The sequence below is a fragment of the Micromonospora sp. NPDC093243 genome (assembly GCF_044753725.1).
Lineage (GTDB): Bacteria > Actinomycetota > Actinomycetes > Mycobacteriales > Micromonosporaceae > Micromonospora.
The window spans coordinates 564947-589636 of record NZ_JBIVNT010000005.1 but is presented as its reverse complement, the minus strand read 5'-3'; the positions used below and the strand labels follow the sequence as shown (position 1 = coordinate 589636).

Annotated in this window: 16 protein-coding genes; 12 read left to right on the top strand and 4 right to left on the bottom strand. The window is 70.2% G+C overall.

The annotated features are described in order from the left end of the window. The first annotated feature begins 300 nt into the window (after positions 1-300). The 3 genes from ACIP9D_RS20185 to ACIP9D_RS20175 all read left to right on the top strand — a co-directional run bounded on the left by ACIP9D_RS20185 (position 301) and on the right by ACIP9D_RS20175 (position 4024). Positions 301-3024, top strand: coding sequence for an AAA family ATPase (locus ACIP9D_RS20185; protein ID WP_350876068.1), 2724 nt, complete (start codon positions 301-303; stop codon positions 3022-3024). A gap of 67 nt (positions 3025-3091) precedes the next feature. Beyond that, a complete protein-coding gene (locus ACIP9D_RS20180; protein WP_350876070.1) occupies positions 3092-3574 on the top strand; it encodes a VOC family protein in 483 nt (160 codons plus the stop codon). Positions 3575-3790: 216 nt separating this feature from the next. Continuing rightward, entirely contained in the window at positions 3791-4024 is a 234-nt protein-coding gene (locus tag ACIP9D_RS20175; protein ID WP_400450487.1) for a hypothetical protein, read from the top strand. Here the strand turns inward: ACIP9D_RS20175 and ACIP9D_RS20170 are convergent. After that, on the bottom strand, positions 3979-4308 hold the full coding sequence (locus ACIP9D_RS20170) for a DUF6506 family protein (protein WP_350876072.1): 330 nt from the start codon (positions 4306-4308) through the stop codon (positions 3979-3981). The genes ACIP9D_RS20175 and ACIP9D_RS20170 overlap by 46 nt on opposite strands. A gap of 196 nt (positions 4309-4504) precedes the next feature. Here ACIP9D_RS20170 and ACIP9D_RS20165 point away from each other — a divergent pair, with 196 nt between their 5' ends. Both ACIP9D_RS20165 and ACIP9D_RS20160 read left to right on the top strand, forming a co-directional pair. Next, positions 4505-5023 carry a PadR family transcriptional regulator gene (locus ACIP9D_RS20165; protein ID WP_350876074.1) on the top strand — a complete coding sequence of 173 codons (519 nt, stop codon included), beginning with the start codon at positions 4505-4507 and terminating at the stop codon, positions 5021-5023. Next, a complete protein-coding gene (locus ACIP9D_RS20160; protein WP_350876076.1) occupies positions 5020-5802 on the top strand; it encodes an alpha/beta hydrolase in 783 nt (260 codons plus the stop codon). Before ACIP9D_RS20165 ends, ACIP9D_RS20160 begins: the two co-directional genes overlap by 4 nt. A gap of 81 nt (positions 5803-5883) precedes the next feature. Here the strand turns inward: ACIP9D_RS20160 and ACIP9D_RS20155 are convergent, their stop codons facing one another. Beyond that, the gene (locus ACIP9D_RS20155) at positions 5884-6066 is read right to left on the bottom strand and encodes an ArsR/SmtB family transcription factor (RefSeq protein ID WP_400450574.1); all 183 of its coding nucleotides are present in this window, start codon (positions 6064-6066) and stop codon (positions 5884-5886) included. Between the two features lie 364 nt (positions 6067-6430). Then, the gene (locus tag ACIP9D_RS20150; protein WP_350876149.1) at positions 6431-7177 is read right to left on the bottom strand and encodes an MBL fold metallo-hydrolase; all 747 of its coding nucleotides are present in this window, start codon (positions 7175-7177) and stop codon (positions 6431-6433) included. Between the two features lie 481 nt (positions 7178-7658). On the opposite strand from ACIP9D_RS20150, the gene ACIP9D_RS20145 reads away from it, so the two are divergent. The 7 genes from ACIP9D_RS20145 (at position 7659) to ACIP9D_RS20115 (ending at position 22945) form a co-directional block, all read left to right on the top strand. Next, positions 7659-8489, top strand: a complete 831-nt coding sequence (locus tag ACIP9D_RS20145; protein WP_350876077.1) for a hypothetical protein — start codon at positions 7659-7661, stop codon at positions 8487-8489. Between the two features lie 104 nt (positions 8490-8593). Then, positions 8594-9010 carry a hypothetical protein gene (locus ACIP9D_RS20140; protein WP_350876079.1) on the top strand — a complete coding sequence of 139 codons (417 nt, stop codon included), beginning with the start codon at positions 8594-8596 and terminating at the stop codon, positions 9008-9010. Between the two features lie 252 nt (positions 9011-9262). Then, the gene (locus ACIP9D_RS20135; protein WP_350876081.1) at positions 9263-10477 is read left to right on the top strand and encodes an amidohydrolase family protein; all 1215 of its coding nucleotides are present in this window, start codon (positions 9263-9265) and stop codon (positions 10475-10477) included. A 406-nt stretch (positions 10478-10883) separates the two neighbouring features. After that, a complete protein-coding gene (locus tag ACIP9D_RS20130) occupies positions 10884-13229 on the top strand; it encodes a UvrD-helicase domain-containing protein (RefSeq protein ID WP_350876083.1) in 2346 nt (781 codons plus the stop codon). A 315-nt stretch (positions 13230-13544) separates the two neighbouring features. Further along, positions 13545-16499, top strand: a complete 2955-nt coding sequence (locus tag ACIP9D_RS20125) for an AAA family ATPase (protein ID WP_350876085.1) — start codon at positions 13545-13547, stop codon at positions 16497-16499. An 80-nt stretch (positions 16500-16579) separates the two neighbouring features. Further along, positions 16580-16741, top strand: coding sequence for a hypothetical protein (locus tag ACIP9D_RS20120; RefSeq protein ID WP_350876087.1), 162 nt, complete (start codon positions 16580-16582; stop codon positions 16739-16741). Positions 16742-16756: 15 nt separating this feature from the next. Then, positions 16757-22945, top strand: a complete 6189-nt coding sequence (locus ACIP9D_RS20115) for a S8 family serine peptidase (protein ID WP_350876090.1) — start codon at positions 16757-16759, stop codon at positions 22943-22945. Between the two features lie 83 nt (positions 22946-23028). Here the strand turns inward: ACIP9D_RS20115 and ACIP9D_RS20110 are convergent, their stop codons facing one another. After that, positions 23029-24687, bottom strand: a complete 1659-nt coding sequence (locus ACIP9D_RS20110) for a thiamine pyrophosphate-binding protein (RefSeq protein WP_350876092.1) — start codon at positions 24685-24687, stop codon at positions 23029-23031. Between the last annotated feature and the right edge of the window lie 3 nt (positions 24688-24690).

Here is a 24690-nt window from a genome sequence, read left to right as displayed (position 1 = left end):
TCCTCACTCGCCGGGGCCGTCCACCGGCTCGGACGGGCGCGCCGAGGCTGTCGATCACGTGGTCAGCACGGCCTCGGTGGCCGAGTCACCGAGCGGATCAGTATTCGATACGCTCAGCGACCTCATTCCCTTTTTGTTCACGAGAAACGCCGTGACCTTGAGCAATTACCGCTCGTCCTCAGAATTGACACGGAAATGCACACGACTCCGCGCGGTTAACTGTTTTCGATCCGAGTGGCACCGGGGGTTCCCGGACTGTGCTGGCCTACTGAAAGAGAGCTCCGTGTAGGCTCCGGTCACGTGCCACGTAACACCGACAGCCCGGCGCTACGCGGCCGCAGGCGCGAGAAGAACCTGCTCAACGACCTCCTCCGTGACGTTCGTGCCGGGAACAGCCGAGTGCTGGTGCTGCGCGGCGAGGCGGGCGCCGGCAAGACCGCGCTGCTCGACTACCTGACCGAAAGGGCCCGGACCGACCGTCTGGCCCGGGTCGGCGGGGTGGAGCCGGAGTCGGAGATCGCCTACTCCGCGTTGCAGCATCTCTGCGCGCCTCTGCTGGACCACCTCGACCAGTTGCCCGAGCCGCAGCGCGCCGCCCTGTCAGTCGCCTTCGGGCTGAGCGTCGGAGAGCCGCCGGAAGGGCTGCTCGTCGGGCTCGCCGTCCTGGGGCTGTTCGCGGAGGCGGCGTCGGACCAGCCGCTGGTCTGCATTGTCGATGACGTCCAGTGGCTGGACCGGATGTCCGAGGTCATCCTCACCTTCGTCGCCCGCCGGCTGGACGCCGAATCGGTCGCGTTGGTCTTCGCCGTCCGTAGCCCCGACGACGAGCGGATCCTGGGTGGCCTGCCGGAGTTGCACGTGGAAGGGCTACCTGCCGCGGACGCGCGGGCGCTGCTGGACTCCGTGCTGCCCGGGCCGGTCGATGACCGCGTACGGGACCGGATCGTCGCCGAGACGCGCGGCAACCCGCTGGCTCTGCTCGAACTGCCGCGCGGCCTCACCCCCACGGAGTTGGCCTTCGGCTTCGGCGCCCAGAGCGGGGCACCCGTGGCCGGCCGAGTGGAGGAGGGCTTTCAGCGACGCGTCGCCGCGCTGCCGGCGGACACCCGGCGACTGCTGCTCGCCGCCGCCGTCGAGCCGGTCGGCGACGTCCCGCTGCTGTGGCGCGCGCTCGACCGCCTGGGCATCCGGCCCGAAGCCGCCGCGCCGGCCGAGGCCACCGGGCTTGTCGAGTTCGGCGCCCGGGTGCGCTTCCGCCACCCGCTGGTCCGCTCGGCCACCTGGCGCGCGGCCGAGGCCAGCGAGCTGCGCGACGTGCATCGCGCTCTCGCCGAAGTGACCGACCCCCGGCGCGACCCTGACCGCCGCGCCTGGCACCGCGCGCACGCCGCTGTCGGTCCGGACGAGGAGGTCGCGCGTGAGCTGGAACGCTCAGCCAGTCGAGCGCTGGCCCGAGGGGGCCGCGCTGCTGCCGCGTCGTTTCTCGTACGGGCTGCCGAACTCACCCCGGATTCGCGGTCGCGCGCCGCGCGTACCCTGGCCGCGGCGCAGGCCCAGCTGCAGGCCGGCGCTGCGGCCGAGGCGGCACAGTTGCTGTCCGCCGCCGAGCTCGGTCCGCTCGACGCCTTGCAGGCCGCCGAGGTGCAGCGGCTCCGCGCCCAGGTCACGTTCACCCTCAACCCCGGTCAGGCGGCCGGCCCGCCACTGCTTGCCGCCGCCCGCTGCCTCACCGACCTCGATCTGGACGCTGCCCGCGCCGCATACCTCAGCGCGGCCGGCGCTGCCGTGCACGCCGGCCGGTTCGGCGGCGACGACCTGCGCCGGGCCGCCGAGGCGGCCCGCGGAGTACCCGCCGGCGACGACGTGACCGGCCTGCTGCTGACCGGACTCAGCACCTTGAACCTGGACGGGCATGCAGCCGCCGTGCCGCAGCTGCGCCGCGCGCTTGACGCGCTGACCGCGGAGGAGGACCTGTCCCTGCTGTGGCTGGCCGCCCCGGTGGCACACGAGGTGTGGGACGACGAGGGCTGGCATCGGCTCACGGAGCAGGCAGTCCGGTTCGCCCGCGCCACCGGCTCGTTGTCGCTGTTGCCGACGGCGCTCGTGTTCCGTGCCGGTGCGCTGGTGTTCAGCGGCCGGTTCGCCGACGCGTCCGACCTGATCGATGAGTCCTGCGCTCTCGAGCAGGCCACCGGGCTGACCATGCATCCATCCGCCGCGCTCACCCTTGCCGCGCATCGCGGTCAGGAACTCCCCGCCGTCGAACTGATCGACGCCACGGTCCGGGAGGGTGAGGCGCGCGGGCAGGGCCGCCTGGTCGGCCTCGCCGGCTATGCCAAGGCCGTACTGTCCAATGGACTCGGCCAGTACCCGGCTGCGCTGGCGGCCGCGCGGTCCGCGGCCGAGTATGCGGACCTCGGCGTCTTCAGCTGGACGCTCAGCGAGCTGATCGAGGCCGCCAGCCGGGTCGGAGACGCCGGGCTGGCCGCCGAGACCCGTGACCGTCTGGCCGAGCGCACCGGAGCTGCCGGCACGGCATGGGCGCGCGGTGTCCAGGCCCTCGCCGACGCGCTCACCGCGGGTCCGAGGCACGCCGACGAGCACTACCGTGAGGCGATCGAGCAGCTCGCCAACACCAGGCTGGCGCTGCAACTGGCCCGGGCACGCCTGCTGTACGGCGAGTGGCTGCGGCGGGAGAACCGGCGCGGTGAGGCCCGGACACAGCTGCGTGACGCGTACGAGACGTTCGCCACGGCGGGCGCGGAGGGCTTCGCCGACCGGGCGGGCCGGGAGCTGACCGCGACCGGGGAAACCGTACGCAAGCGGGCCCTCGACGTGCCCGTCGACCTCACTCCGCAGGAGGCGCGAATCGCACGCCTGGCCGTGGCGGGACGGACCAATCCCGAGATCGGCGCCATGCTCTTCCTCAGCCCGCGCACCGTCGAGTGGCACCTGCGCAAGGTCTTCACCAAGCTGGACATCACCTCCCGGCGAGAACTGGCCGTGGCGCTGCGCGACCGGTGACCCGTGGCCGCCCCAGGGTGTCTCCCTGGGGCGACGGCACCTGCGGGCGCGCGAAGGTGGGTGCCGGATGCCGGACGGCATTCGATTCGCCCAGGAGGACATGATGGTGGACTACCAGCTTGAGCTGATCGTATTGCCGGTGGCCGACGTCGACCGGGCCAGGGAGTTCTACAGCCGGCTCGGGTTCCGCGAGGACCTCGACTACGCCGGCGGCGACGGCTTCCGGGTCGTGCACTTCACCCCGCCCGGATCGCACTGCTCGATCGTGGTCGGCGAGGGCATCGGCACCGCCGCCCCCGGTTCGGTGGAAAACGTGCACCTCATCGTCAGGGACATCGAGGAGGCCCGCGCGGACCTGGTCAGCAAGGGCGTCGAGGTCAGCGAGATCTTCCACGACGCGGACGGTGTCTTCCACCACGCCGGCACCGACAAGCGGGTGCCCGGCCTCTACCCCGGCCGGCGCTCGTACGGGTCGTTCGCCTCGTTCACCGACCCGGACGGCAACGGATTCATCCTGCAGGAGATCACCGAACGCCTGCCGGGCCGCTGAACCGAGGCCCCTTCCGTCCGGCCGGAACCGGCCGTTGCCGCACCCGGGCGCCGGGCCGCGGCGACGGCCGGGCCGACCCGCCTTTCTCGGAGCCGGCACTGAGTTCTTCCCTGGCTTCCTATCTACGGGACCGCGCCTCGGCCCATCACGTGCCTCGTGAGGACGAACGGCCAACTCCATGTGCAACGGGCACACCGACCTGCATAGAGAGAGGGCATGGCCAACGAGGTGACCGTTCCGCTGCTGCCCTGCGCCTCCATCGACGACATGGTCGACTTCTACGAAGTTCTTGGCCTTCGCACGACCTACCGGCAACGCATGCCCAACCGTACGTGGCAGTGCAGCGCGAAGACCTGCATCAGCCCCATCGAGATGTACTCGGGGCATGTCCAGGCCAAGCAGGATCAACTCGGGACGCTGGGCGTCTGCTGCTCGAACTGCGCACCGTAGGCGGCCGCCCCGCGCACCGAGTCCACCGCGAAGGTGACGTGCCCGACCGGTACGCGCCCCGCCACCGCCTCGGCGACCAGCGCCGCCGCCGCCAGCGAGAACCCACCGCACAACTCGATGAGCCCGATCCCCTCGTCGACCAGGCTCACCGCGACCTGCGGCGCCACCGACGGGTCCGGCACCGGCACCAGAAACGTCACCTGACCGGCACGGTCGATCACCCGGCGATCGGCGATCGGATCGGTGCCAGGGTGCTCGTATATGTAGGCCCAGCTGACAGACATGACAGGGCACTCCCCCAAACGCGAATACGCACGATCACCCCGAACGTAGAACCTGATGCCGACTGGAGGTCAAGGTGAACGCTGCGCCGTCCGGCTCGTTGCGGCAAGAACCGTGCCCAGCACGGCGCGATCGCGCGGTTGCTGGCGGCATACGGGACTAGTTGACAAGTCACATGGAGACTTGTCTACTAGTGATGTGAACCTGTCACGCATCATCCTGGGCTTTCTTGCCCTCGCGCCCATGACCGGTTATGACCTCAAGCGACACTTCGACTCGACCGTCGGGCACTTCTGGTCGGCGGACAAGGCCCAGATCTACCGCACCCTCGCCCAGCTCGTCGCCGACGGGTACGCGGAGGTCGAGACGGTGGTCGGGTCCGCCGGGCCCGACCGCCAGGAGCACCGCATCACCGACGCGGGGCGGGCGGCTCTCGCCGCGTGGCTCGCGACCAAGCCGGAGCGCCAGGTCAACCGCGACTCCTTCCTCGCTCGGGTGTTCTTCGGTGCCGATCTTGACGAGGACGGGCTCCGCGCACTCTTCGCCCAGCATCGCGTGGCAACCCAGGCGCAGCTGGCGCGCTTCGAGCGGGTGCGCGCCGAGGCCACAGGGCACGATCGCGGCTCCCGGCTGCGGCTCGCCACGCTCGACAATGGCGTCGCGCATCTACGCACCGAACTCGCTTGGCTCGACGCCGTCGAGGAGGAACTCGCATGAGCGGCTTTCCCGAGGTGCACCGCCCCGCCATGACCTCGGTCGAGTTCCCCCTGGTGCTGCTGCACGGAGGCAACGTCGCGAACTGGATGTGGCAGCCGCAGCTGCCCGCGTTCGCAGATCGGATGGTGATCACGCCCGACCTGCCGGGCTTCGGTGAACGCGTCCGCGAGGACTGGCATGGTCTGGATGCGATCGCTGACGACGTGGTGGCACGGGTGACCGACCACGGCGTCGACGGCCGCTTCGATCTCGCCGGGCTCTCCCTGGGCGGCTTGCTGGCGCTTCGCGTGTTGGCGCGACACCCCGACCGGGTGCGCTCGGCACTCCTCAGCGGAGCGCCGCTCGAGCCCGCCGGCGTCGGGGTGCGCCTGATCTGCCGATTGCAGCTGGCGTTCTGGCGGGCGGCGTGGTTCTGGCGCGCGCAAGCGGCGGCGTTCGGCATCCCGCACGACTCACGTGCGCTGTACGTCGCGCACGGACTGTCAGTACGCCGCGAGACCGCGTCCGCGATGAACGCCGAGGTGATCGCGGGCGGCGTGCCCGCGGACCTAGGTCGCTACTCTGGCCCTCTGCTCGCGATCGCAGGCGAGAAGGAATCCGCGGTGGCGCGCAACTCCCTGCGGGCAATCGCCCATGCCGCGCCGCAAGCACAGCTGCGGCTCGCACCGAAAATGCACCACATCTGGAACGTCGAAGACACCGACCTGTTCAACGAGGTCCTGCGCTCCTGGCTGAACGGAACCACGGACCCGCGCCTTGTTCCGGTCTCCCGGGCCTGAGCGCATTCCTGGGGGCACGCATCTCGTTCCGGTTGCCGGCCGCTGATGGCGATGGCCAGGCGGGTGGTGAAGTCCGCCCCGTCAGATCGCCAGCCGGTGACCGAGCGGGCTGCGCATGTACAGGACGACGTGGCTGTGTCGGGCTCGGGTGACCAGTCCGGCGCGATGCGGGACCCCGAGGTGCTGGCTGACCGTACCGGGGCTCAGGCCCAACCGATGCGCGAGGTCGGTCGTGCCGGCTGGCTGTGCGAGGGCGGTGAGGATTCGGGCGCGGGTACGGCCGAGCAGGTCGGCCAGGGCCTGCGGCGCGACGGCGGCGTCGGTGTGCCAGACCGTGGCCAGGCCCCGGGCCGGGTACCAGACGCGCGGCGGAAGACGCGGGTCGACGACGGTGACGGCGTGGTCGCAGAAAGTGAGGTCGTGAAGGTCACCCCTTGTCCGTCCGCAGCCACGACGTGGCGCTGGTCGGGGAAGGCGTCGGAAAGCTGCACGCCGACCTGCGCTCAGGAGCTTGGCACCGTCGGCACAGAAACCTACTCACCCGAGAGTCCATGGACTACGGCTACCGCCTGATCATCTCGGGCTGAGCGGCGTCAGGGTCGCTCGCCTGCTCCAACCCGACCCAGCCCTAGGCTTTCCTGCGCAGGTAGGTCTCGGCCAACTGGCGAAGGCGGGTCCTGTCGAAGCTCTGCCCATGGCCGGGATGGACGACGGACACGTCGAGGTCGGCGAGGAACTGCATGCTTCGCCGGTAGGCAGCCACGTCGGAGTTCGGCAGGTTGTCGATCAAGGCACCGTCGTAGATGACGTCGCCGGAATACAGGGCCCCGGTGCGCTCCTCCAGCCGGGCGACGCTTCCCGGTGTGTGGCCGGGAAGGTGCAGCACGGTCAGTACTCGCCCGCCCAGGTCGATTCGGTCGCCGTCGTCCAGCAAGCGGTTCAGGGTCATCGGTTCGACGCGGTAGGTGGCCGGGTCGTAGCCGGGACCGGGCAACGCGTCGATCATGAGATCCGGGACAGGTTCGTCCGCCCCGTCGATCCCGAGTTTGTCGTAAAGTTCCGCGCCGTACAGGCTCGCCGGTATTCCCGCCGCCAGGAGTCCCGCCTCGGCGGGATGGGCGGCCCGGTCACCGAACTCAGGCGCCCCACCGACATGATCCAGGTGCGCATGGGTGAGCAGGACCATCGGATCCCGATCGAAGAGGGCCGGAATCGCCTTCCGCAACGCGACGACACCGGGCCCGGCGTCGATCACGATGTCACGATCGTTGCCGCGCAACCACCAGAAGTTCGCCGACACCAGCTCGTTGACGTGCGGTTCCGAGATCCGGACGACGCCATCACCCATCTCGGCCCGCGCATACCAGTCGACCATGTCCACACCGACCTACTCGACGATTTCCTCGCTCACACCGGACTGCCCCTCCAACCTCATACAACTGGACCATTCAAGGTCTGCACTCCCCCGGCAGAGGGAGCGCGTCCCCCTCTACCGGGAGGACAGCCTCGCCAGTCGCCACAGAGCATTGGTCCATGACCATCAAGCCTTGTTCCGTCAGTCCCGGGGTGGCTGGTCGAGTTGCCGACCGATCGCAAGGTCTTTCGGCTCGTTCCCCCCGGTCGACTGCCGCTCCTCGGGTCCGGCCGTGGGCGGTCGCCTGCGTCGTGTTCGTCGTCGCCGAGGTGACTGTGCGGGCGTACTGGATCGCGGGTGGCCGGTGGGGGTACACCGCCTGCGACCGCACCGATCTGGTCGACCCGACGGCCGGATGCGGCGCGAACCGGGTCGAGACACTGCCGTTCTGGGCGGGGTGGGGAGCGGGGGGAGTCGGTGCCGCCCTCGCGTTGCTGGTCGTGTGCACGATCCGGTTCCCCGGCCGCTACTCGGCCGCCGGCGTTGGGGGGCGGCCGCGCTGCTCCTGGTCCTCGCGTTCCCACTGCATCTGCTCTTCGAGATCCCTGTGGCGTTGGCGGGACGCCCCTCGGACTGGCGCGACCTCGGCGCACGGCTCGCGCTGGCGACCGGCGGTCTCCTGTTCGCCGGGCTCGCCAACGCCTGCGCGCCCCGGCGCGCAGCGCGGGAAGCCGGCTACCATCCGGTGCCGCGGTGGACCCGCCGCTGGGCGTACGTGGCGGTCGCTCTGCCGGTGGTCGGTTGGGCCCTGCCGCACGGGCTGTGGGTGCTCGGCGTTCCGTTCGGAATTCAGCAGCGGCAACTGGATGACATCCACCGGAGCCTCTCGACCTGGACCGGTGTGGCGATCACCCTCGTCCCACCACTCGCCGGCCTGCTCGCTCTCGGGTTGATACAACGCTGGGGGCAGCAGTTCCCACGCTGGGTGCCGGGACTGCGGGGACGACCGGTTCCCCGGCTCCTGGCGGTGATCCCCGCCGGGGTGGTGGCGCTCACCCTGGTCACCTACGGCGCGTTGAGCGTCTCGGTGTTCCTGCGGCAGTTGCTCGCGGGCGACACGCACTGGTCAGACGCGTGGGAGGGCTGGGCGGTGGCCGCCACGCTGCTGGTGTTCCTCGGTTGGGGTGTGTCGTTGGGCGTCACCACCACCGGCTACGCCCTCACCACCGGCCGCAGGAACAGGCCACCGGCCTGCCGCCCTGTGCCGCCAGTTCGACCGGGCCACGGCCGAAGCCGCATCGACGTCGGCCTTCGAGGATCGGAGCACTCGTGACGTCCACCGACTCTGAGCGTGCCTGGGCCGCGGCACCGTCACCCTGGGCCGTCTGGGCCGCCTACGCCGTCCCGCTCTGCGTCCTGCCGTCCGCGGTCTGGCGAGTGTCCCTCCTGTTCACTGACGGAACCCCCACCACGTGGTACATGGTCTTCCTGTCCGCCCTGTCGATGGTGCTTGCCCTGTCGACACTCGGACTGGTGCATCGATGGGGAGAACAGGTTCCGCACTGGGTACCGCTGCTCGGAGGCCGGCCGATCCCGGGACGCCCAGTCGTGATCCTTGCCGTGGCCGGCGGTTCACTGCTCGTCGCCATCACCGTGTACTTCGTCCTGAACCAGACGTTCCACTTCGTGCCGCGCGGGTGGGTCGGAATCGGCCACGACGAACCCGTGCATCCAGCTCCCGACTGGGAGGTGCTCCGATACTACGTGCCACTGATCGCATGGGGTCCTCTCGTCGTAGCCGTGGCCGCCGACTACCGCCGGCGTGTCACCCTGGTTCGAGCACCGGCGCGATAGCGTCTCGGACTGCGAGTCTTTGGCGACGCCGTCCACATCGGCTTGCAGCCACGCTCAGGAGCGCCTGGATTCGCGGTGATCTCGATGGTCCGTTCCTGCCGTTGCTGCTGGAAACAGGGGGCCACACACACTCTGGGGCGTCGGACTGCTGGTGGCTTCCGCGTCGTATCGCAGGCTGACCAGAGCCCCGCGTTCGCGGAGCGCCGTCAGCCGAGTGTCTGGCCGAACGGTTCAACCTAGCTGGGAGGGTCGATGACGAAGCATGCTGTCCGGGCGGCGCGGATGTTCGACGGCGAGCGGCTGGTGGACGGCGGGGTGCTGGTTCTGCTGGACGGCGGGCGCATCACCGGCGTGCACGGGGGTCGGGCCGAGGTGCCGGAGGGCTGGCCGGTGCGCGAGGAGCCGGACGGCAGCGTGCTCCCTGGCTTGATCGATGCGCATGTGCATCTCTGCGCCGATGCTGGGCTCGACGCGCTCGGCCGGCTCGCCGAGCGTCCCGAGCCGGACCTCGACGCGGTCATCGAGGCGTCGCTGCGCTCGCACGTGACGGCCGGCGTCACGACGGTTCGGGACCTGGGCGACCGGCGCGGCGCCGTACTCCGGTGGCGGGACCGTGAGGTGCGCGACGATCTGCCAACGGTGGTGGGGTCGGGCGCGCCGGTCACCAGCGTCGGCGGGCACTGCTGGTCGATGGGGGGCGAGGCGAGCGGCGTCGACGGGATCCGCGAGGCCGTGCGGCTGCGGGCGGAGACCGGCGCTGACCTGGTGAAGGTCATGGCGAGCGGTGGAGTGTTCACCCCCGGCACCGACACCACCCGGCCTCAGTTCACCGACCAGGAGCTGACCGCCGCGCTGACCCGGGCGCACGACTTGGGCCTGCCGGTGACCGCGCACGCGCACGCGCTCAGCGCGGTCGAGCAGGCGCTGCGCGTCGGTGTCGACGGCATCGAACACTGCACGTGCGTGACCGCGACCGGCGCCCACGTCCCCGACGAGCTCGCGGACCGCCTGGCCACGGCCGGGGTGGCGGTCTGTGCCACGCTCGGCACCGACCCGGCCGTGGTCACGCCACCGGAGGTGGTGGCGATGGCGGCGCGGGCCGGGCTCAGCGAAGGCGCGCTGCGCGACGGCGTTACCACCCTGCACCGGGCCGGGGCCCGCCTGGTGGCCGGCTCGGACGCGGGCCTCGGCCCGGCGAAGCCGCACGGGATCCTGCCAGAGACGCTCGTCGAGTACGTCGCCTGTGGCATCCCCGCGACCGCCGCCCTCGCCGCGGCCACCTCGGTCGGCGCCGAGGTGTGTGGCCTCGGGCGGAGCAAGGGTCGCGTCCGCGCCGGATTTGACGCCGACCTACTGGTCGTGAGCGGCGACCCGACGAGCGACATCACGGTACTGCGCCGCCCGCTCGCCGTGTACCGCGCCGGTGAGCAGATGATTGATTCCGAGGGGCCCGCCAGAAACACCTGACAGGCACGGGCTGAGGTCGGAGACACGCAGTATGCCAAGCGCGGCTCGCCACCATCACCCAAGTGGGGAGCGAGTTCTTCGTCGGCATCAACCGGAACGACGGACTAGCCGACTCCGTGAAGGTGTTCGTCGAATAATTCGAGCAGTTGCAATGCTGTTGATGTATTTGCGGGGCACTTGGTCAGCTTTGTCGATCTAACCGAGAAGGTGTCTCGCGGGACGCGCAAACTGATGGTGGTGGCCTCCTGGCTGGTCCGCGACGACGTATTGCGTGCTGGAACAGGCGTCTCGGCCCACCCCGAGGGTGCTGTCCTCGTGGATCCGCATCGCGGGCGACGTGTGGCTGGCCGGAGCGCACCCGCAGATCAGATAAGGCCCGAGCTGTCAATAAGCGAATCAAGATTGGGTGAGGCCACAAGCGATCCAGAACTTCAAGGCGTTGAGATTCCCATCTCTGCCGGCAGAGTTCCTGGCCGACGAGGAGAAACCGACTCTATGCTTGCCGCCGGAATACGCTGCGGCGTATCCGGTCCGAGCGGAACACCAGATCGAGGATTTGCGAATGCGACCAGATTCTGCTCTGAGCAACGGCACTGCTGGCGTCAGCGAAGGAGCACCGAACGGCGAACCGCCGGCCTCTTCCGCGGAGGGCGCCGCGCGCCGATCCGCGGTCGCCGAGGAACAGGCGTTTCTCGACTTGGCCACGGCCCGGCGCGACACGCTGGCCGAACACCTGCAGGCCGAGCTTTCGTCAGAGGCCCTGGACGCGTTGGAGCGGGCCCGGCAGCGCATGCTCCGCCATCAGTACGACGAGCTACGGCGAGCAGGGGAAGGCCTGGTCTTCGGCCGCCTCGACGGCCTTGATGGCAGCGTGCGACACGTGGGCCGTGTCGGTCTCCGCAACGACGGCGACGACAGTGAGCCACTGCTGGTGGACTGGCGCGCTCCCGCAGCTCGGCCGTTCTACACCGCGACGGCTGTCGACCCACAGGGTCAGGCACGGCGCCGTCACATACGCACGACGGGATCGACCGTTGTCGACGTGGACGACGAGCCGCTGGACGGGAGCATGACGGCGGAGCTCGTTGGTGAAGGCGCTCTACTGGCCGCCCTCGACCGGCGGCGTACCGGCCGCATGTCGACGGCGATCTCGACGCTGCAACGCGAGCAGGACGACATCATCCGGGCCGAGGCGACCGGTCCGCTGATCGTTCAGGGTGGTCCCGGCACCGGCAAGACCGTGGTTGCTCTGCACCGCGTCGCCTACCTGCTGTTCGCGCACCGAACGATGGCCGACCAGGCGGTCCTGGTCCTCGGCCCCTCGCGGCGGTTCCTCCAGTACATCGCCCAGGTGCTGCCCGCGCTCGGTGAGACCGCCGTCGTCTCGGCGACCTGCGACACTCTGCTGACCGAGATCCGCGTGGGCCGCGACGAGAGCCGGCTTCTCGCCGAAATCAAGGGCCGCGCCCTCTGGCAGCCCGCGCTGGAAAACTACGTCACGTCGCTGCTCCCCCGGCCCCGCGAGCTGAAGCTGCGCTGGGAGGGCGAGTTCTACGTCCTCACAGCCGCAACAGTGGCGCAGGCGCTCGCCTCGGCGGTGCAGGGGCGCCCGTACCACCGCGCCCGCGCGGCGTTCGCCGAGCAGCTGCACCACCTCCTTGCCGAAGTCGTCGTCGAGCAGCGCGAGGCGCTGATGAACGAGATGGAGGAGGGCTTCGAGGACATCCTCGCCCGCGTCGACAGGGACTTGCGGCATGACCACCACACCGGCACGACGTCCACCGGCAGCGACATCGACGGATTACTCTCCGAGGAGGAGATAGAACAGCTCCGTCATCGTATCGCCGAGAACGCCACCATCGCCCGGTTCATCGAGGCATGGTGGCCCGCCCTCGACGCCGAAACCCTGCTGCGTGATTTTCTGGCCGACCGCACGCTGCTGGCCCGGTTCGCCCCGCAGCTGTCCCCGCAGGAGATCACCGCTGTCTCGGCCGAGCCCGCCACCTGGGCATCGAGCGACATCGCCCTGCTCGACGCCCTCGCCGACCTGCTGGGCGAGGGCGAGGCCCCGCAACCACAGGGCGAGTTCGTCGCCGACCGCGCTCGCCGGCAGCGCGGCTGGGTGTACGGCCACGTCGTGATCGACGAGGCGCAAGAGCTGTCCGAGATGCAGTGGCACATGGTCCTACGGCGCTGTCCCAGTCGCTCCATCACCGCGGTCGGCGACATCGACCAGGCGGAGGCAGCGCACCGGCACACCAGCTGGGCACAGGCGGTGCAGGCTGTCTTCGGAGACCGCTGGACCGCCGCGGAACTGACCATCTGCTACCGGACCCCGCGCGAGGTCATGGACCTCACCGAACCGGTCTTGAAGAGAGCTGGCAGCCACAACACGCCGCCACGGGCGGTACGCTCCTCCGGCGTCGCCCCCTGGGAGCTCACGATCACACCCGCCCAGCTTGCCGCCGCTGCCGCCCGGGCTGTCCGACAGCTGCAGCAACGGTGGCATGGCGGCATGGTCGGTGTCATCGCCCCCGCCGTGCGCATCGCCGAACTCCTAGCCGTGCTGAGCGATGTGCCGGTGCTCACCGCAGCCCAGTCCAAGGGATTGGAATGGGACGCGACGCTCCTCATCGACCCCCAAGGCATCGCTGCTGAACCGCGCGGCTGGAACGGCCTCTACGTTGCGCTCACCCGGTGCACCCAGGAACTCGGACAGCTGATACTCACGCAGCAGTCGCCACACCCATGACAAAAGCCTCCGGGCGTCAGGCGTGGCCTCGACCCGCCGGACCACACCCACAACCCGCGGCCGGACCCGTACAGGTACAGCGCCGGGCGTCCAACGGCAGACGGTCCGCGGTCCTGCCGACCCGCCGGCGTGCGGCACGCTGCGCAGCCCGGCCGTCCGGGCGGCTGGCGAAGTGGCTGGCGAACCGGCTCCGGGACACCCCGGTCTCCGGACCGCCCAACCCGATGCTGATTCGGTACTCCGGCTGAGGATCCCGCAACGCGAGTCGCCGCGGTGGTACTTGTGCCCGAGCAGCGAAAAGCGAGATCATCACGCATGCTCGCTCCCTCGCCCGAGGACGACGGGACTTCACCGACGGTTTCTTCGCCGCATTTCGTGGGTCGTGATCGGGAGATGGCGGCGCTTCGCGGCGCCTTGGCCCGGCCGCCGGCGATCGTGCTGGTGGAGGGCGAGGCGGGGATCGGGAAGAGCCGGCTGCTGCGGGAGTGGCTGGCGGCGCCCGGCCAGCGCACGGCTCTGGTTTCGGTGTGCCCACCGCTTCGCGAGTCGCTGACGTTGGGACCGATCGTCGACGCGTTCCGTGGGATCGACCGCCCGGTGTCGCGACTGCGGCTCACCGAGCTTGCGGGTGCGTTACGACCCCTGTTCCCTGAGTGGTCCTCGGACCTGCCGCCCGCACTGCCGCCCTTGGACGACGCGAAGGCGGCACGGCATCGCCTGTTCCGCGCCCTGGACGAGCTGCTGCGGGCTCTGCGTGTCGACGTTCTCGTGCTGGAGGACGCTCACTGGGCAGACGAGGTGACCTTGGAGTTCCTGCTGTTCGTCACCTCCCGACAGCAGTCGGACGGGCTGAGCCTCGTGGTCTCCTATCGGCCGGAGGAGGTGGACGACGGATCGCTGTTGCTGCGGCTGACGTCCCGGTTGCCTGCTGGCGTGACCCAGCTGAGGATCGCCCTGGCGCCGATGCGACCCGACGACACGGCAGCGCTGGTGTCCTCGATGCTGGACGGCAACCCGGTATCGCAGGAGTTCGCGACGTTCATGCACGAGCGGACCGGTGGCGTTCCGCTGGCCCTGGAGGAGTCGGTTCGCCTCATGTGCGACCGTGCCGACCTCGTCTTCCGCGACGGACAGTGGGTCCGGCTGAAGCTGCGCGAGCTACAGGTGCCGCCAACGGTGCGCGACTCGACCCGGGAGCGGGTGGGCCGTCTGTCCCCGACGGCGCAGCAGGTCTTGCGAGCCGCGGCGACGTTGGCTGAGCGGTCATCGGTGGCCACGATCGCGATGACCGCCGGCCTGTCACCAGCTGCCTGTCGAGGCGCTGTCGCGGAGGCGGCTGACGCCGGCGTCCTGGACGGAGACGACCGCGGCCGGTGGCGATTCCGGCATGTGCTGGCCGCCACGGCTGTCTACGAAGCGATCCCGCTGACCGACCGCAGACATTTCCACCTGCTGGCCGGCCGGGCCTTGGAGGCCATCCACCCGCCGCCTGTGGCACGCCTTGCCCACCACTTCCGTGAGGCGGGCGAGCGGCAGTCCTGGGCGCGGTACGCCGAGCAGGGTGCCGAGCTGGCCATGGCCTCGGGTGACCACACCAAGGCGGTCGACGTGCTGGTCGATCTGTTGTCGTGGGCCGTGCTGCCGCCGGCGGACCGGGCACGAGTCGCGCGCATCGCCGGAGTGGCCGCACTGGGCCGGCGTGAACCGGTCGACGAGGTCTACCACCGCGTGATCCGTACCTTGCGCTCGGTGCTGGAGACCCCCGGTCTCTCCGCCCGCCAGCAGGCCGAGATCCGCAACCCCCTGGGTCGGCTCCTGATCACCGGGGGTGAGGCGCAGGCCGCACTCAGCGAGCTGGAGCAGGCGGTGGCCAACCTCGACCATGACCCGGTCGAGGCGGCGCGGGCAATGACCTATCTCGGATGGGCCTATGCGGGACCATGGCCGGCGTCGACCCATCGGCGTTGGCTGGATCGCGCCGCCGAGCTCGCTGCCGAGTTCGATTCCCCCGCAGAGCGGCTGAACCTGGCCGGCAACCGAGCCGCCGCGTTGCTCATGCTCGGCGAGGAGGAGGCCTGGGAGGTCGTCGCTGACCTGCCCGTCGACGGCGCGACCTCGGCGGAGCGTCTCGACGTGGCCCGCATCCACGCAAATGTCGGGACCGGCGCGCTGATCTGGGGTCGGTACGCCGACGCGGAAGAACACCTCGCCGTGGCCATGGGCCTCGCCGAGGCCGAGCAGGCGTCCCGGTTGCAGCACAACGTCCGACTCGAACAGGCCAACCTGGCGTGGCTGACCGGCCGGTGGGAGGGTCTCGCGGAGCGAACCGCGGCACTCGCCGATGCCGACCGAGACCGGCCGGCGTACTACCTCGGCAGCATTCGCCTCGCGGCCCGGCTGGCAGCCGCAGCCGGACGGCGGCGCGCCGCGGAGGAGCAGTTCCGGCTGGTCCTCGAGGAGTCTGCCCGTCTCGGCGCAGCCGACGACACGATGGAGGCCGCCGCTGCGCTGGCAAGACTGTGGCTGGCGGACGGAAACAGCGGCCGGGCGCTGCAGATCACGAACGAGCCGATGGACACCGTCCAGAGAAAAGGCATCTGGGTCTGGGCGACGGACCTCGTCCCCGCCCGGATCGAGGCACACCTCGTCGCGGGCGACCTGAAGGCCGCGACACGCCTGGGCGACCAGTTCGCCAGAGGACTGCGTGGCCGCACGGCGCCTGCGCCTCGCGCCGCGCTCACCGTATGCCGTGCCCTGCTGCTCGCCGCAGCCGGAGACCACGCCCGCGCGGCGACGGCATACGATCGGGCGGCCCGCGCCTGGAGCGCGTTGCCGCGCCCCTACGACGCCATGCTCGCCCGCGAGCGTCAAGCCGAGGCGCTCATCGCCCAAGGCCAGACCGACCAGGGCCGAGTGCTGCTTGCCGCACAGTACGAGCAGCTGTTCAGGATCGGAGCCCGCGGCGATGCGGACCGTGCCGCACAGCGGCTTCGCGAACACGGCGCCGAGGTCCCGCGACTGTGGCGTGGCGGCCGACGAGGGTACGGCGACCAGCTCTCACCTCGCGAGCTCGACGTGGTCCAACTGGTCGTCGCCGGCAAGACCAATCGTGAGATCAGCCGGATCCTGGCCAAGTCGCCGGCCACGGTGGATCAACAGCTGCGTGCGGCGATGCGCAAGTTGAAGGTGAGCTCCCGGACCGCGCTCGCGGTCAAGGCAGTGGAGGCCGGAGTGTTCGCAGAAGAGGACTCCCTCGGCGACGCGTCGTGAAAATTGACGTATCCGCTGGATAGCGAGCGGTCAGTCGTCCCCCGAGCATGACTGCATGATCCATAGCCGTAGGGCGATGCATGCCTGAGCAACCTGTCGGGCGTGACGACTCCGCCAGCGAGCACCAGCCACCTCTCGAGCTGTCGCGCGAGCCGCGCGTCAGCGGCCGCGGCGCCTCCGACGCCCACGACGCCGACGGTGCCGACGAGCACGAGAGCCACGACCCCTACCAACCCCTGTAGGCAGAAGGACCCCGCATGAAACTCAAAGCCCTCGCGGCAACGCTTGCCGCAGCGGTCGGCCTGAGCATGATCCAGCCAACACCGGCTTCCGCCGCTGAGCCGGATCCCGGCGCGGCCGCCAAGAAGATCGAGTCGAGCCTGAAGGACCGCTTCCGCGCGCAGCCGGCTTCCGACTTCTGGATCACGTTCGACACCAAACCCGACCTCGGGCCGGCGAAGAAGGTCGCCGACTGGACCGATCGTGGTCAGTTCGTCTACGACGCGCTGACCGCGGCGGCGAAGGACTCCCTGGCATCCGTCTCCACCGAACTCGACCGGGCAGGCGTCAAGTACACCTCCTACCCGATCGCCAACACCGTGCTCGTCAAGGGTGGCACCGAGAAGCTCGCCCTCGACGTGGCCTCGAAGGTGCAGGTCGCCGAGATCCACGCGACGCCGCAGGTCGCGCTGGTCGAGCCCGTGGACGAGAAGATCCCCGCTGACCAGGCTGCCCGCCCCGCCGCCCCGAAGGCCGCCACCGAGGCAGGCACCGCCACGTGGGGTCTGGACGCCATCCACGCCCCCCAGGCCTGGGCCATGGGCGCCACCGGTGCGGGCATCACCGTGTCCAACCTCGACTCGGGCGTCCAGTTCGACCACCCCGCGCTGATGCACCAGTACCGCGGTACGAAGCCCGACGGCACCATCGACCACAACTACAACTGGATGGCCACCCGGGGCACGTGCACGGGCGCACCGTGCGACGACAACGGACACGGCACGCACACCATGGGCACCATGGTCGGCGACGACGGCACCAACCACGTCGGCGTCGCCCCGGACGCGCAGTGGATCGCGACGAACGGCTGCTGCGACAGCACCGGCGTCGAGTCGCTGCTTCGGTCGGGCTGGTGGCTGCTCGCCCCGACCGACGTCCAGGGCAACAACCCTGACCCGTCCAAGCGCCCCCACGTCATCAACAACTCGTGGGGCCAAACCGTCGAGCACAACTTCGACGACTTCTTCCGGGCCATCGACGAGGCCTGGAGCGCCGCGGGCATCTTCAGCGTCTGGTCGTCGGGCAACACCACGCCGTACGCGGCCTGCGACACCGTTTCCTCCCCCGGCTCCGCCGAGAGTGCCTACTCCGTCGGCGCCTACTCGTCGGACGGCACGCTCGCGTCGTTCTCCCGCAAGGGCGAGGGTCAAGGTGGCCGGATCAAGCCCGAGGTTTCTGCTCCGGGCGCCGCCGTCCGCTCGTCCTACCCGAACAACAGCTACACCGAGATGTCCGGCACCTCGATGGCGGCACCCCACGTCGCCGGCGCCGTCGCGGCGCTGTGGAGCTACGACCCGACCCTCATCGGGCAGGTCGAGGAGACCCGCCGTCTGCTCGGCGAGTCGGCCGTCGACGTCGACGACACCGAGTGCGGTGGCACCGCCGAGGTGAACAACAAGTACGGAGAGGGCCGGCTCGACCTCGTCCGCCTGCTCGAGCTCGCGCCCCGGCAGGGCGGCACCCTCACCGGTGTCGTCACCGCCGACGGCGCCCCGGTCCCCGCCGCCGAGGTGACGATCAGCGGGCCGTTCAGCCGGTCGATCGGAACCGACAAGGACGGCCGGTTCACGACGAACCTCCCGGTCGGCGACTACCAGCTCAGCACCAAGGTCTTCGGCTACCTGACCGCGACCGCCAACGTCACGATCTCCCTCGGCGAGGACACCTCCGTCAAGCTGCCGCTCACGGCCGCCGCGAAGCACGACATCAGCGGCAGGGTCGTCGACGACAAGAAACGGCCCGTCCCGAACGCCGACGTCTCCGTCAAGGACACGCCGCTGAAGCCGGTACGCACGGATGCCGACGGCGCGTTCACGATCAGCGGTGTCCCCGAGGGCGGGTACACGCTGACCATCAGGCCCAACGCCTGCTTCTCGCCCACGGCGGTCCCGCTGACCGTCGGCGCGCAGAACGAGTCGCGCGAGATCCCGGTCGGGCTCGTCGTCGACAAGGGCGGCTACAGCTGCGCCGTCTCCGACGGCGAGTACCTGCGCGGCACCGACCCGGTTGCGTTCACCAGCGGCGTGTGGGCGACGGTGAAGCTGCCGTTCCCGATCGCGCTCTACAACGGCAGCCACGACACCCTCGGTGTCAGCCTGCGCGGCGTGATCTCCCCGGACACCAGCACCGGACCCGGCAGCGGCGGTGCGGGCATCTTCCCGTTCTACGTCCAGACCCCCGTCGAGTTCGCGCCCGGTGGGGGCGTCTTCACGGCAGCCACCAACGTCAACGGCGAGGACGCGTTCGTCGTCGAGTTCCGCAACGCCAAGCTCTGGGCCTATCCGACCCGGTCGGAGTACACGGAGCCGGTCAGCTATTCGGCCACGCTCACCCGCTCGGGCACCGTGATCTTCGGGTACGGCGACGGCATCGGGACCGACGACCCGGTGACCGCCGGCGCGCACGGCATCACTGGCATCCAGGGCTGGGCCGGCGTCGACGGCATCCGGTTCTCCGACAGCGCCCCGGTGCTGCGCGACGGGATGATCGTCACCTACGACATGCCTGACTTCGGGTACCTCGACGCGACCGTCGTCGACAAGAACGACGGGCTGCCGGTGGCCGGGGCCAAGGTTTCGTTCACGAACAAGAACGGGCTCGTCGAGACCGTCACGACCAACGGGACGGGCATCGTGCATCGCCAGCTCCCGGTCGGCGACTACACCATGACGGTCGACGCGCCGAACTACATGACCGCGGCGTACCCCTTCTCCCTCGACAAGCTCTACGCGAATGCCAAGATCGACGCGCGTCTGACCACGGGTGTCGCCGGCCTGAAGGCCGACGGCCTCGACGCGCTGTTGGGCACCGACCAGAACGGCGTGGGCTCGCTGACGCTGACCAACAACGGCTCCGCCCCGCTCACGTACGACCTGGGCGAGGCCGCGCGCCACCCCGAGCTTGACGCCGCCGGCGCCACCGCGCGCACCGGGACGGGTGCGAAGAGCACGATCGACCTCACCGCCTGGAAGACCGGTGCGAGCGGCATGAAGCCGTCGAACGTCGACGGCAAGGCTGCGACGGCGAGCGCCGCGGAAGCCCAGGCGGCCGGCAAGGTCGGCGTGACCTCCGGCGGAGACGTCATCACCCGGATCGCCATCCCGGGCACGATCCAGGAGAAGGAGCCCTCCGGCGTCGGGTACGACGGCGACGTCTGGGTCCACGACTACAACGCGCGGACCAACACCGCCTACACGGTGACGGGCAAGCGGACCGGGAAGGTCTTCGACGCGTCGTGGAATCCCGCGTACCGGGCGTTCGACATGGCGCTCGACACCAAGACCGGTGACATGTGCCAGATGGAGGACAGCCCGGCCAGCTTCATCCACTGCTTCAACCGGGAGACCGGCAAGGAGACCCGACAGATCAAGGGTGACTGGTCCACGCTGCAGCTGACCGGCCTCGCCTACAACCCGATCCAGGACGTGTTCTACGTCGGCGGCCGGGCGAACGGCATGATCGGCACCGTCGCCGGGACGTCGCACGACAACCCGGGTGCGCTGCTGTCCTTCTGCGCCCCGCCGCTGCCCGAGGTGATGGGCCTGGCCTACAACCAGGCGTCCGACACCATCTGGTACACCGACCTCACCTCGAACAGGCCCACCCGCCTGCTGCAGGTCGACCCCGACGACTGCTCGCTGGTCAACGCGTGGTGGTTCCCGGGCCAGAAGGCGGGCCAGGGCGGCGGCCTCGAGACCGACTCGACCGGCGCGCTGTGGGCGGCGGACCAGGTCGCCGATGACGTCGTGCTTGTCGACGTCGAGGACGACCTGCTCACCGACCTGCCGTGGCTGTCGCTCTCCTCGACCGGCGGCACCCTTGCCCCGGGTCAATCGACGACCGTCAAGGTCTCGATTTCCTCGAAGGACACCAAGCCGGGAGTCCTCGGCGCGAACATCGTGGTCAGGTCCGACTCCGGACGCCAGTCCAAGTCCTACGTCCCCGTGACGCTCACGACCACGAAGTACCAGGTCGGCGTCAACTCCGGCGGCGCAAAGTTCACCGACGGCTCCGGCTACACCTGGTCCGGCGACCAAGCCGCCAGCAAGAAGGCGTGGGGCTACGAGGGGAAGACGAAGGTCACCGCCACGAAGGCCGGGATCACGGGCACGACGGACGACGCCCTGTTCCAGTCGCAGCGCACCACGCACGACAAGCAGTTGTTCTACCGCTTCCCCGACGCGCCCAAGGGCACCTACGCGATCGATCTCGGGTTCGCCGAGATCGAGAAGGTGGCCATGGGCAAGCGGGTGTTCGACGTCCTCGTGGACGGAACGCTGACGGACTACGCGTACGACCCGGCCGCGGCCGTGGGGCCGAACACCGCCGACTGGCGCACCGCCGTCGTGAAGCACGAGGGTGGTCCGCTGACCGTGGAGCTGCGGGGCTCGAAGGGCCTGAAGGCCCCGACCATTGCCGCGCTGCGTGTGACGCTCGACCCACGCGCAGACGCGGCGGAGCCGGAGCCCCAGCCCGAGCAGCCGGAGCCGGGCCCCGTGCCGGTGGCCCCCGCCGGTCGCTCGTACTCGATGAAGGTGACCGACGGGCTCTACCGCCAGGGCACGGAGGAGTCCGGGTGGCACGGCGATGACGTCTGCGGCGTGCTGTGGTTCGACTCCAGCTTCCTGTTCCCGTTCTACGACACGGCCTGGGACGGCGTGTGCGTGACGACGAACGGCCAGTTGATCTTCGACCAGGCCAGCGCCGTAGGGAGCAACACGGAGCTGCCGTCGCCATACGAGTTCGACGCGACCTATCCGCTCTGGGACGACCTGCTCGTCGACGACGAGGCGGGCATCTACTTCGGCACCACCGAGGTGGATGGGTTGGCGGCGCAGGTCATCGAGTGGCGCAACGTCACCTTCTACAACGACCAGACGGCTCGCGTGAGCTTCTCGGTCACCCTGATCGCCGACGGACGGATCCAGATCGGGTACGGCGACGGCATCGGCGGCGACAACCCGCTCACCCGCGGGTCGTCGGCGACGGTCGGTGTGGAGAGTCTGACGCGCAACCCCGCGAGTCAGTACTCCTTCAACCAGCCCGCCCTGAAGGCCGGCCTGGGGTTGGAGTACACCCTTCCGGCCGCGGGCACGATCGAGGGCACGGTCACCGACAGGAACGACGGCAAGCCGATCGAGGGCGCGATCGTCACGCTCAAGGGGCCGAACGGTGAGCGGGTCATCACGACCGACGTGAAGGGCCGGTGGAAGGCCCAGGCTCTGGTCGGCGAGAACATCGTGCAGGTCGAGGCGCCGAACTACGTCACCGCCAGCCACCCGGTGACCATCGTCAAGAAGGATCAGGCCGAGGTGGTCGACACGGCGTTGACCACGGGCATCGCCACCGTCACCGGGGCTGACTTCGACTGGCTCCTCGACAAGGGCCAGAAGGCGACGGCCGACGTGACCGTCACCAACACCGGCTCCGCTCCGCTCGAGGTGCGGATCAGCGAGCAGAAGCGCACCAGCGACGGCGGGCACGAGGCCGCCGACCTTCCGTGGCTGACCCTCACCGGCGCGGCCGCGACCGGCACGGTCACGCTCGCGGCCGGCACGTCCACCACGGTCACGGCGACCGCCGACAACGCCGGCGTCGCGCCCGGCGTACTCGTCGGGGACCTGCTCGTGGCGTCGAACGCCGGCAAGGGCGAGACCCAGCTCAAGCCGGTCCGTCTGGCAACCTCGGCCTACTGGCAGGGCGTCGACGTCGGCGGTTCCGGGTACGTCGGCGCCGACGGCTTCTTCTGGTCACCCGACCAGCAGCTCGGCTCGCGGTCGTGGGGCTACGTCGGCGGCAAGGCGCGTACCACCAGGGCCGACATCGCCGGCACCGAGGACGACGCGCTGTTCCGCACCCAGCGGGCCGGCGAGACGTTCAGCTACGTGTTCAAGAACGCCCCCGCCGGGACGTACCGGATCGGCCTCGACTTCGCGGAGATCGAGAAGGTCAAGGCCGGCAGACGTGCCTTCGATGTGCTGGTCGACGGCAAAGCCGTGCTCCACGACCACGACGTGCAGGCGAAGGTCGGTGCGCTGACCGCGGACATGAACACGGTCACCGTCGAGCATGCCGGTGGCGATCTGAAGGTCGAGCTTCGCCGCGAGATCGGCGAGAGCGACCCGATCCTCAACGCTCTCAAGGTCCAGCAGGACCCGCGCCTGTGAGATAGCCGAACAATCCGCCAACAGTGGTCAGAGCCTCCTCGGAAAGAATCACCGGGGAGGCTCTGACCACGCACGTCGGCGCCTCAGTGGCCACGGAACGCCTCCTCCAACCACCATGAGCCACGCGCGGCGCTGACCTTGGCGTCGACCACCAACGGACGGGTACGGGGACCAGCGAGCCAGCGGCCTACCGGCCTGAGATCATCGACGGTCCGGACGGTCAACCCGTCGCAGCCGTAACCACGGGCGATCGCGGCCAGGTCGGTCTCGGGGAAGGTGACCGTCTCCAACGGGTGCCCGTCCGGGCCGAAGTGGTGCACCTCGGCGCCGTACGCCGCGTCGTTGTAGACAACCACGAGGAGGGGTAGCGCCAGCCGGACGGCGGTGACCAGTTCGGTCGCGGACATGACGAAGCCACCGTCGCCGACCGCGGCGACGGTGAGCCGGTCCGGCCGTGCGACCGCCGCGCCGAGGGCACTGGCCAGGCCGAGCCCGATCGACTGGAACGCCTGGGTGAAACAGAATCCGGTCACGTCCGGCACGTCGAGCCACATCGACGGGTAGCCCATGAAGTTGCCGGAGTCGACCGCCACCGTCCGGTCGGGCGGTAGCAGGTCGTCCAGGACGGCCGAGAGCGTCCTCGGGTCGATCGTCGCCGGGGCGCCGGCCCGCGCCGGCCCACCCTCGTCCCGATACGGGACCGTCCGCCACCGGCCGTGTTCGCGAATCCGTTGTGCCAGCTCCGGCGTACGCCAGCCGCCGGTCCCGGCGTCCACGGGTCCCGTGGAGCCGGCGCCCAGCCGACCGAGCACCGCCTCGGCGACCGCCGCCACCTCGCCGGCCACCGTCAGGTCGACCGGGCGGTTCACCCCGAACGCGGCAGGGTCGTGGTCTACCTGGACGACCACGGCGGAGCGCGGGATCAGTTCGCCGTGCCGCGTGGTCCACATGTTCAGCGTGCTGCCCCACGCGACGACCAGGTCCGCCGCGCCGATCAGCTCGGCGGCGAGCGGGGTGGCGAAGCCGCCGGCCACGTCGATGTTCCACGGGTTCCCGGCAAACAGTCCCTTCGCCGCGGCCGAGACCGCGAGCAGCGCGCCGCACGCGTCGGCGAGTCGGGTCAGCGGTTCGCGGGCCGCTCGGGCGCCCCGACCCGCGATGAAGACCGGTCGACGTGCGGCCTGGAGCGCGGCCAGCAACGGCTCGACCTGCGGGGCGGTGGCCGGGGTGGGCGCGACCGCAGGGACCGGGCCGGACCACGGTTCGGTCACCGTGCTCTGCACCTCCAACGGGAGGCCCAGCACCACCGTCGCGCCCCGGACGGCGGCCCGGTACGCCGCGCCCGCGTCCTCGGCCGCGTGCGTCGCGCGTACCCGGTGGAAGTCGGCCCCGACCGAGGCGGCGAGCGCCGGCAGGTCGATGAAGAAGTTCGACCGGGGCGCGGTCGCCTCCGGGGCCAGGACCACCATCGGGGTACGACTCTTCGCGGCCTCGGTGAGGCCGGTCAGCGCGTTGGTGACGCCCGGACCCTGGTGCACCGAGAGCAGGCCCACCGTCCCGGAGGTGCGGGCGTACCCGTCTGCCATGCTCGCCGCGCCGCCCTCGTGGGCCGCCGCCACGAACCGGGCGCCGGCCGCCACAAGCGCGTTCGTGACATGGAAGTTGCCGCTGCCGACCACCCCGAAGACGTACCGTGCGCCGTGTCCGTACAGCACCCGCCCGACCACCTCGGCTACCCGCATCGG

What these genes read in the sequence shown, in the direction of transcription:
- ACIP9D_RS20120 (WP_350876087.1), top strand. Translation starts at nt 16,580, where the DNA reads ATGCCTGAGCAACCTGTCGGGCGTGACGACTCCGCCAGCGAGCACCAG.
- ACIP9D_RS20150 (WP_350876149.1), bottom strand. Translation starts at nt 7,177, where the DNA reads ATGGTCGACTGGTATGCGCGGGCCGAGATGGGTGATGGCGTCGTCCGG.
- ACIP9D_RS20180 (WP_350876070.1), top strand. Translation starts at nt 3,092, where the DNA reads ATGCCGGACGGCATTCGATTCGCCCAGGAGGACATGATGGTGGACTAC.
- ACIP9D_RS20170 (WP_350876072.1), bottom strand. Translation starts at nt 4,308, where the DNA reads ATGTCTGTCAGCTGGGCCTACATATACGAGCACCCTGGCACCGATCCG.
- ACIP9D_RS20160 (WP_350876076.1), top strand. Translation starts at nt 5,020, where the DNA reads ATGAGCGGCTTTCCCGAGGTGCACCGCCCCGCCATGACCTCGGTCGAG.
- ACIP9D_RS20115 (WP_350876090.1), top strand. Translation starts at nt 16,757, where the DNA reads ATGAAACTCAAAGCCCTCGCGGCAACGCTTGCCGCAGCGGTCGGCCTG.
- ACIP9D_RS20125 (WP_350876085.1), top strand. Translation starts at nt 13,545, where the DNA reads ATGCTCGCTCCCTCGCCCGAGGACGACGGGACTTCACCGACGGTTTCT.
- ACIP9D_RS20135 (WP_350876081.1), top strand. Translation starts at nt 9,263, where the DNA reads ATGACGAAGCATGCTGTCCGGGCGGCGCGGATGTTCGACGGCGAGCGG.
- ACIP9D_RS20175 (WP_400450487.1), top strand. Translation starts at nt 3,791, where the DNA reads ATGGCCAACGAGGTGACCGTTCCGCTGCTGCCCTGCGCCTCCATCGAC.
- ACIP9D_RS20110 (WP_350876092.1), bottom strand. Translation starts at nt 24,687, where the DNA reads ATGCGGGTAGCCGAGGTGGTCGGGCGGGTGCTGTACGGACACGGCGCA.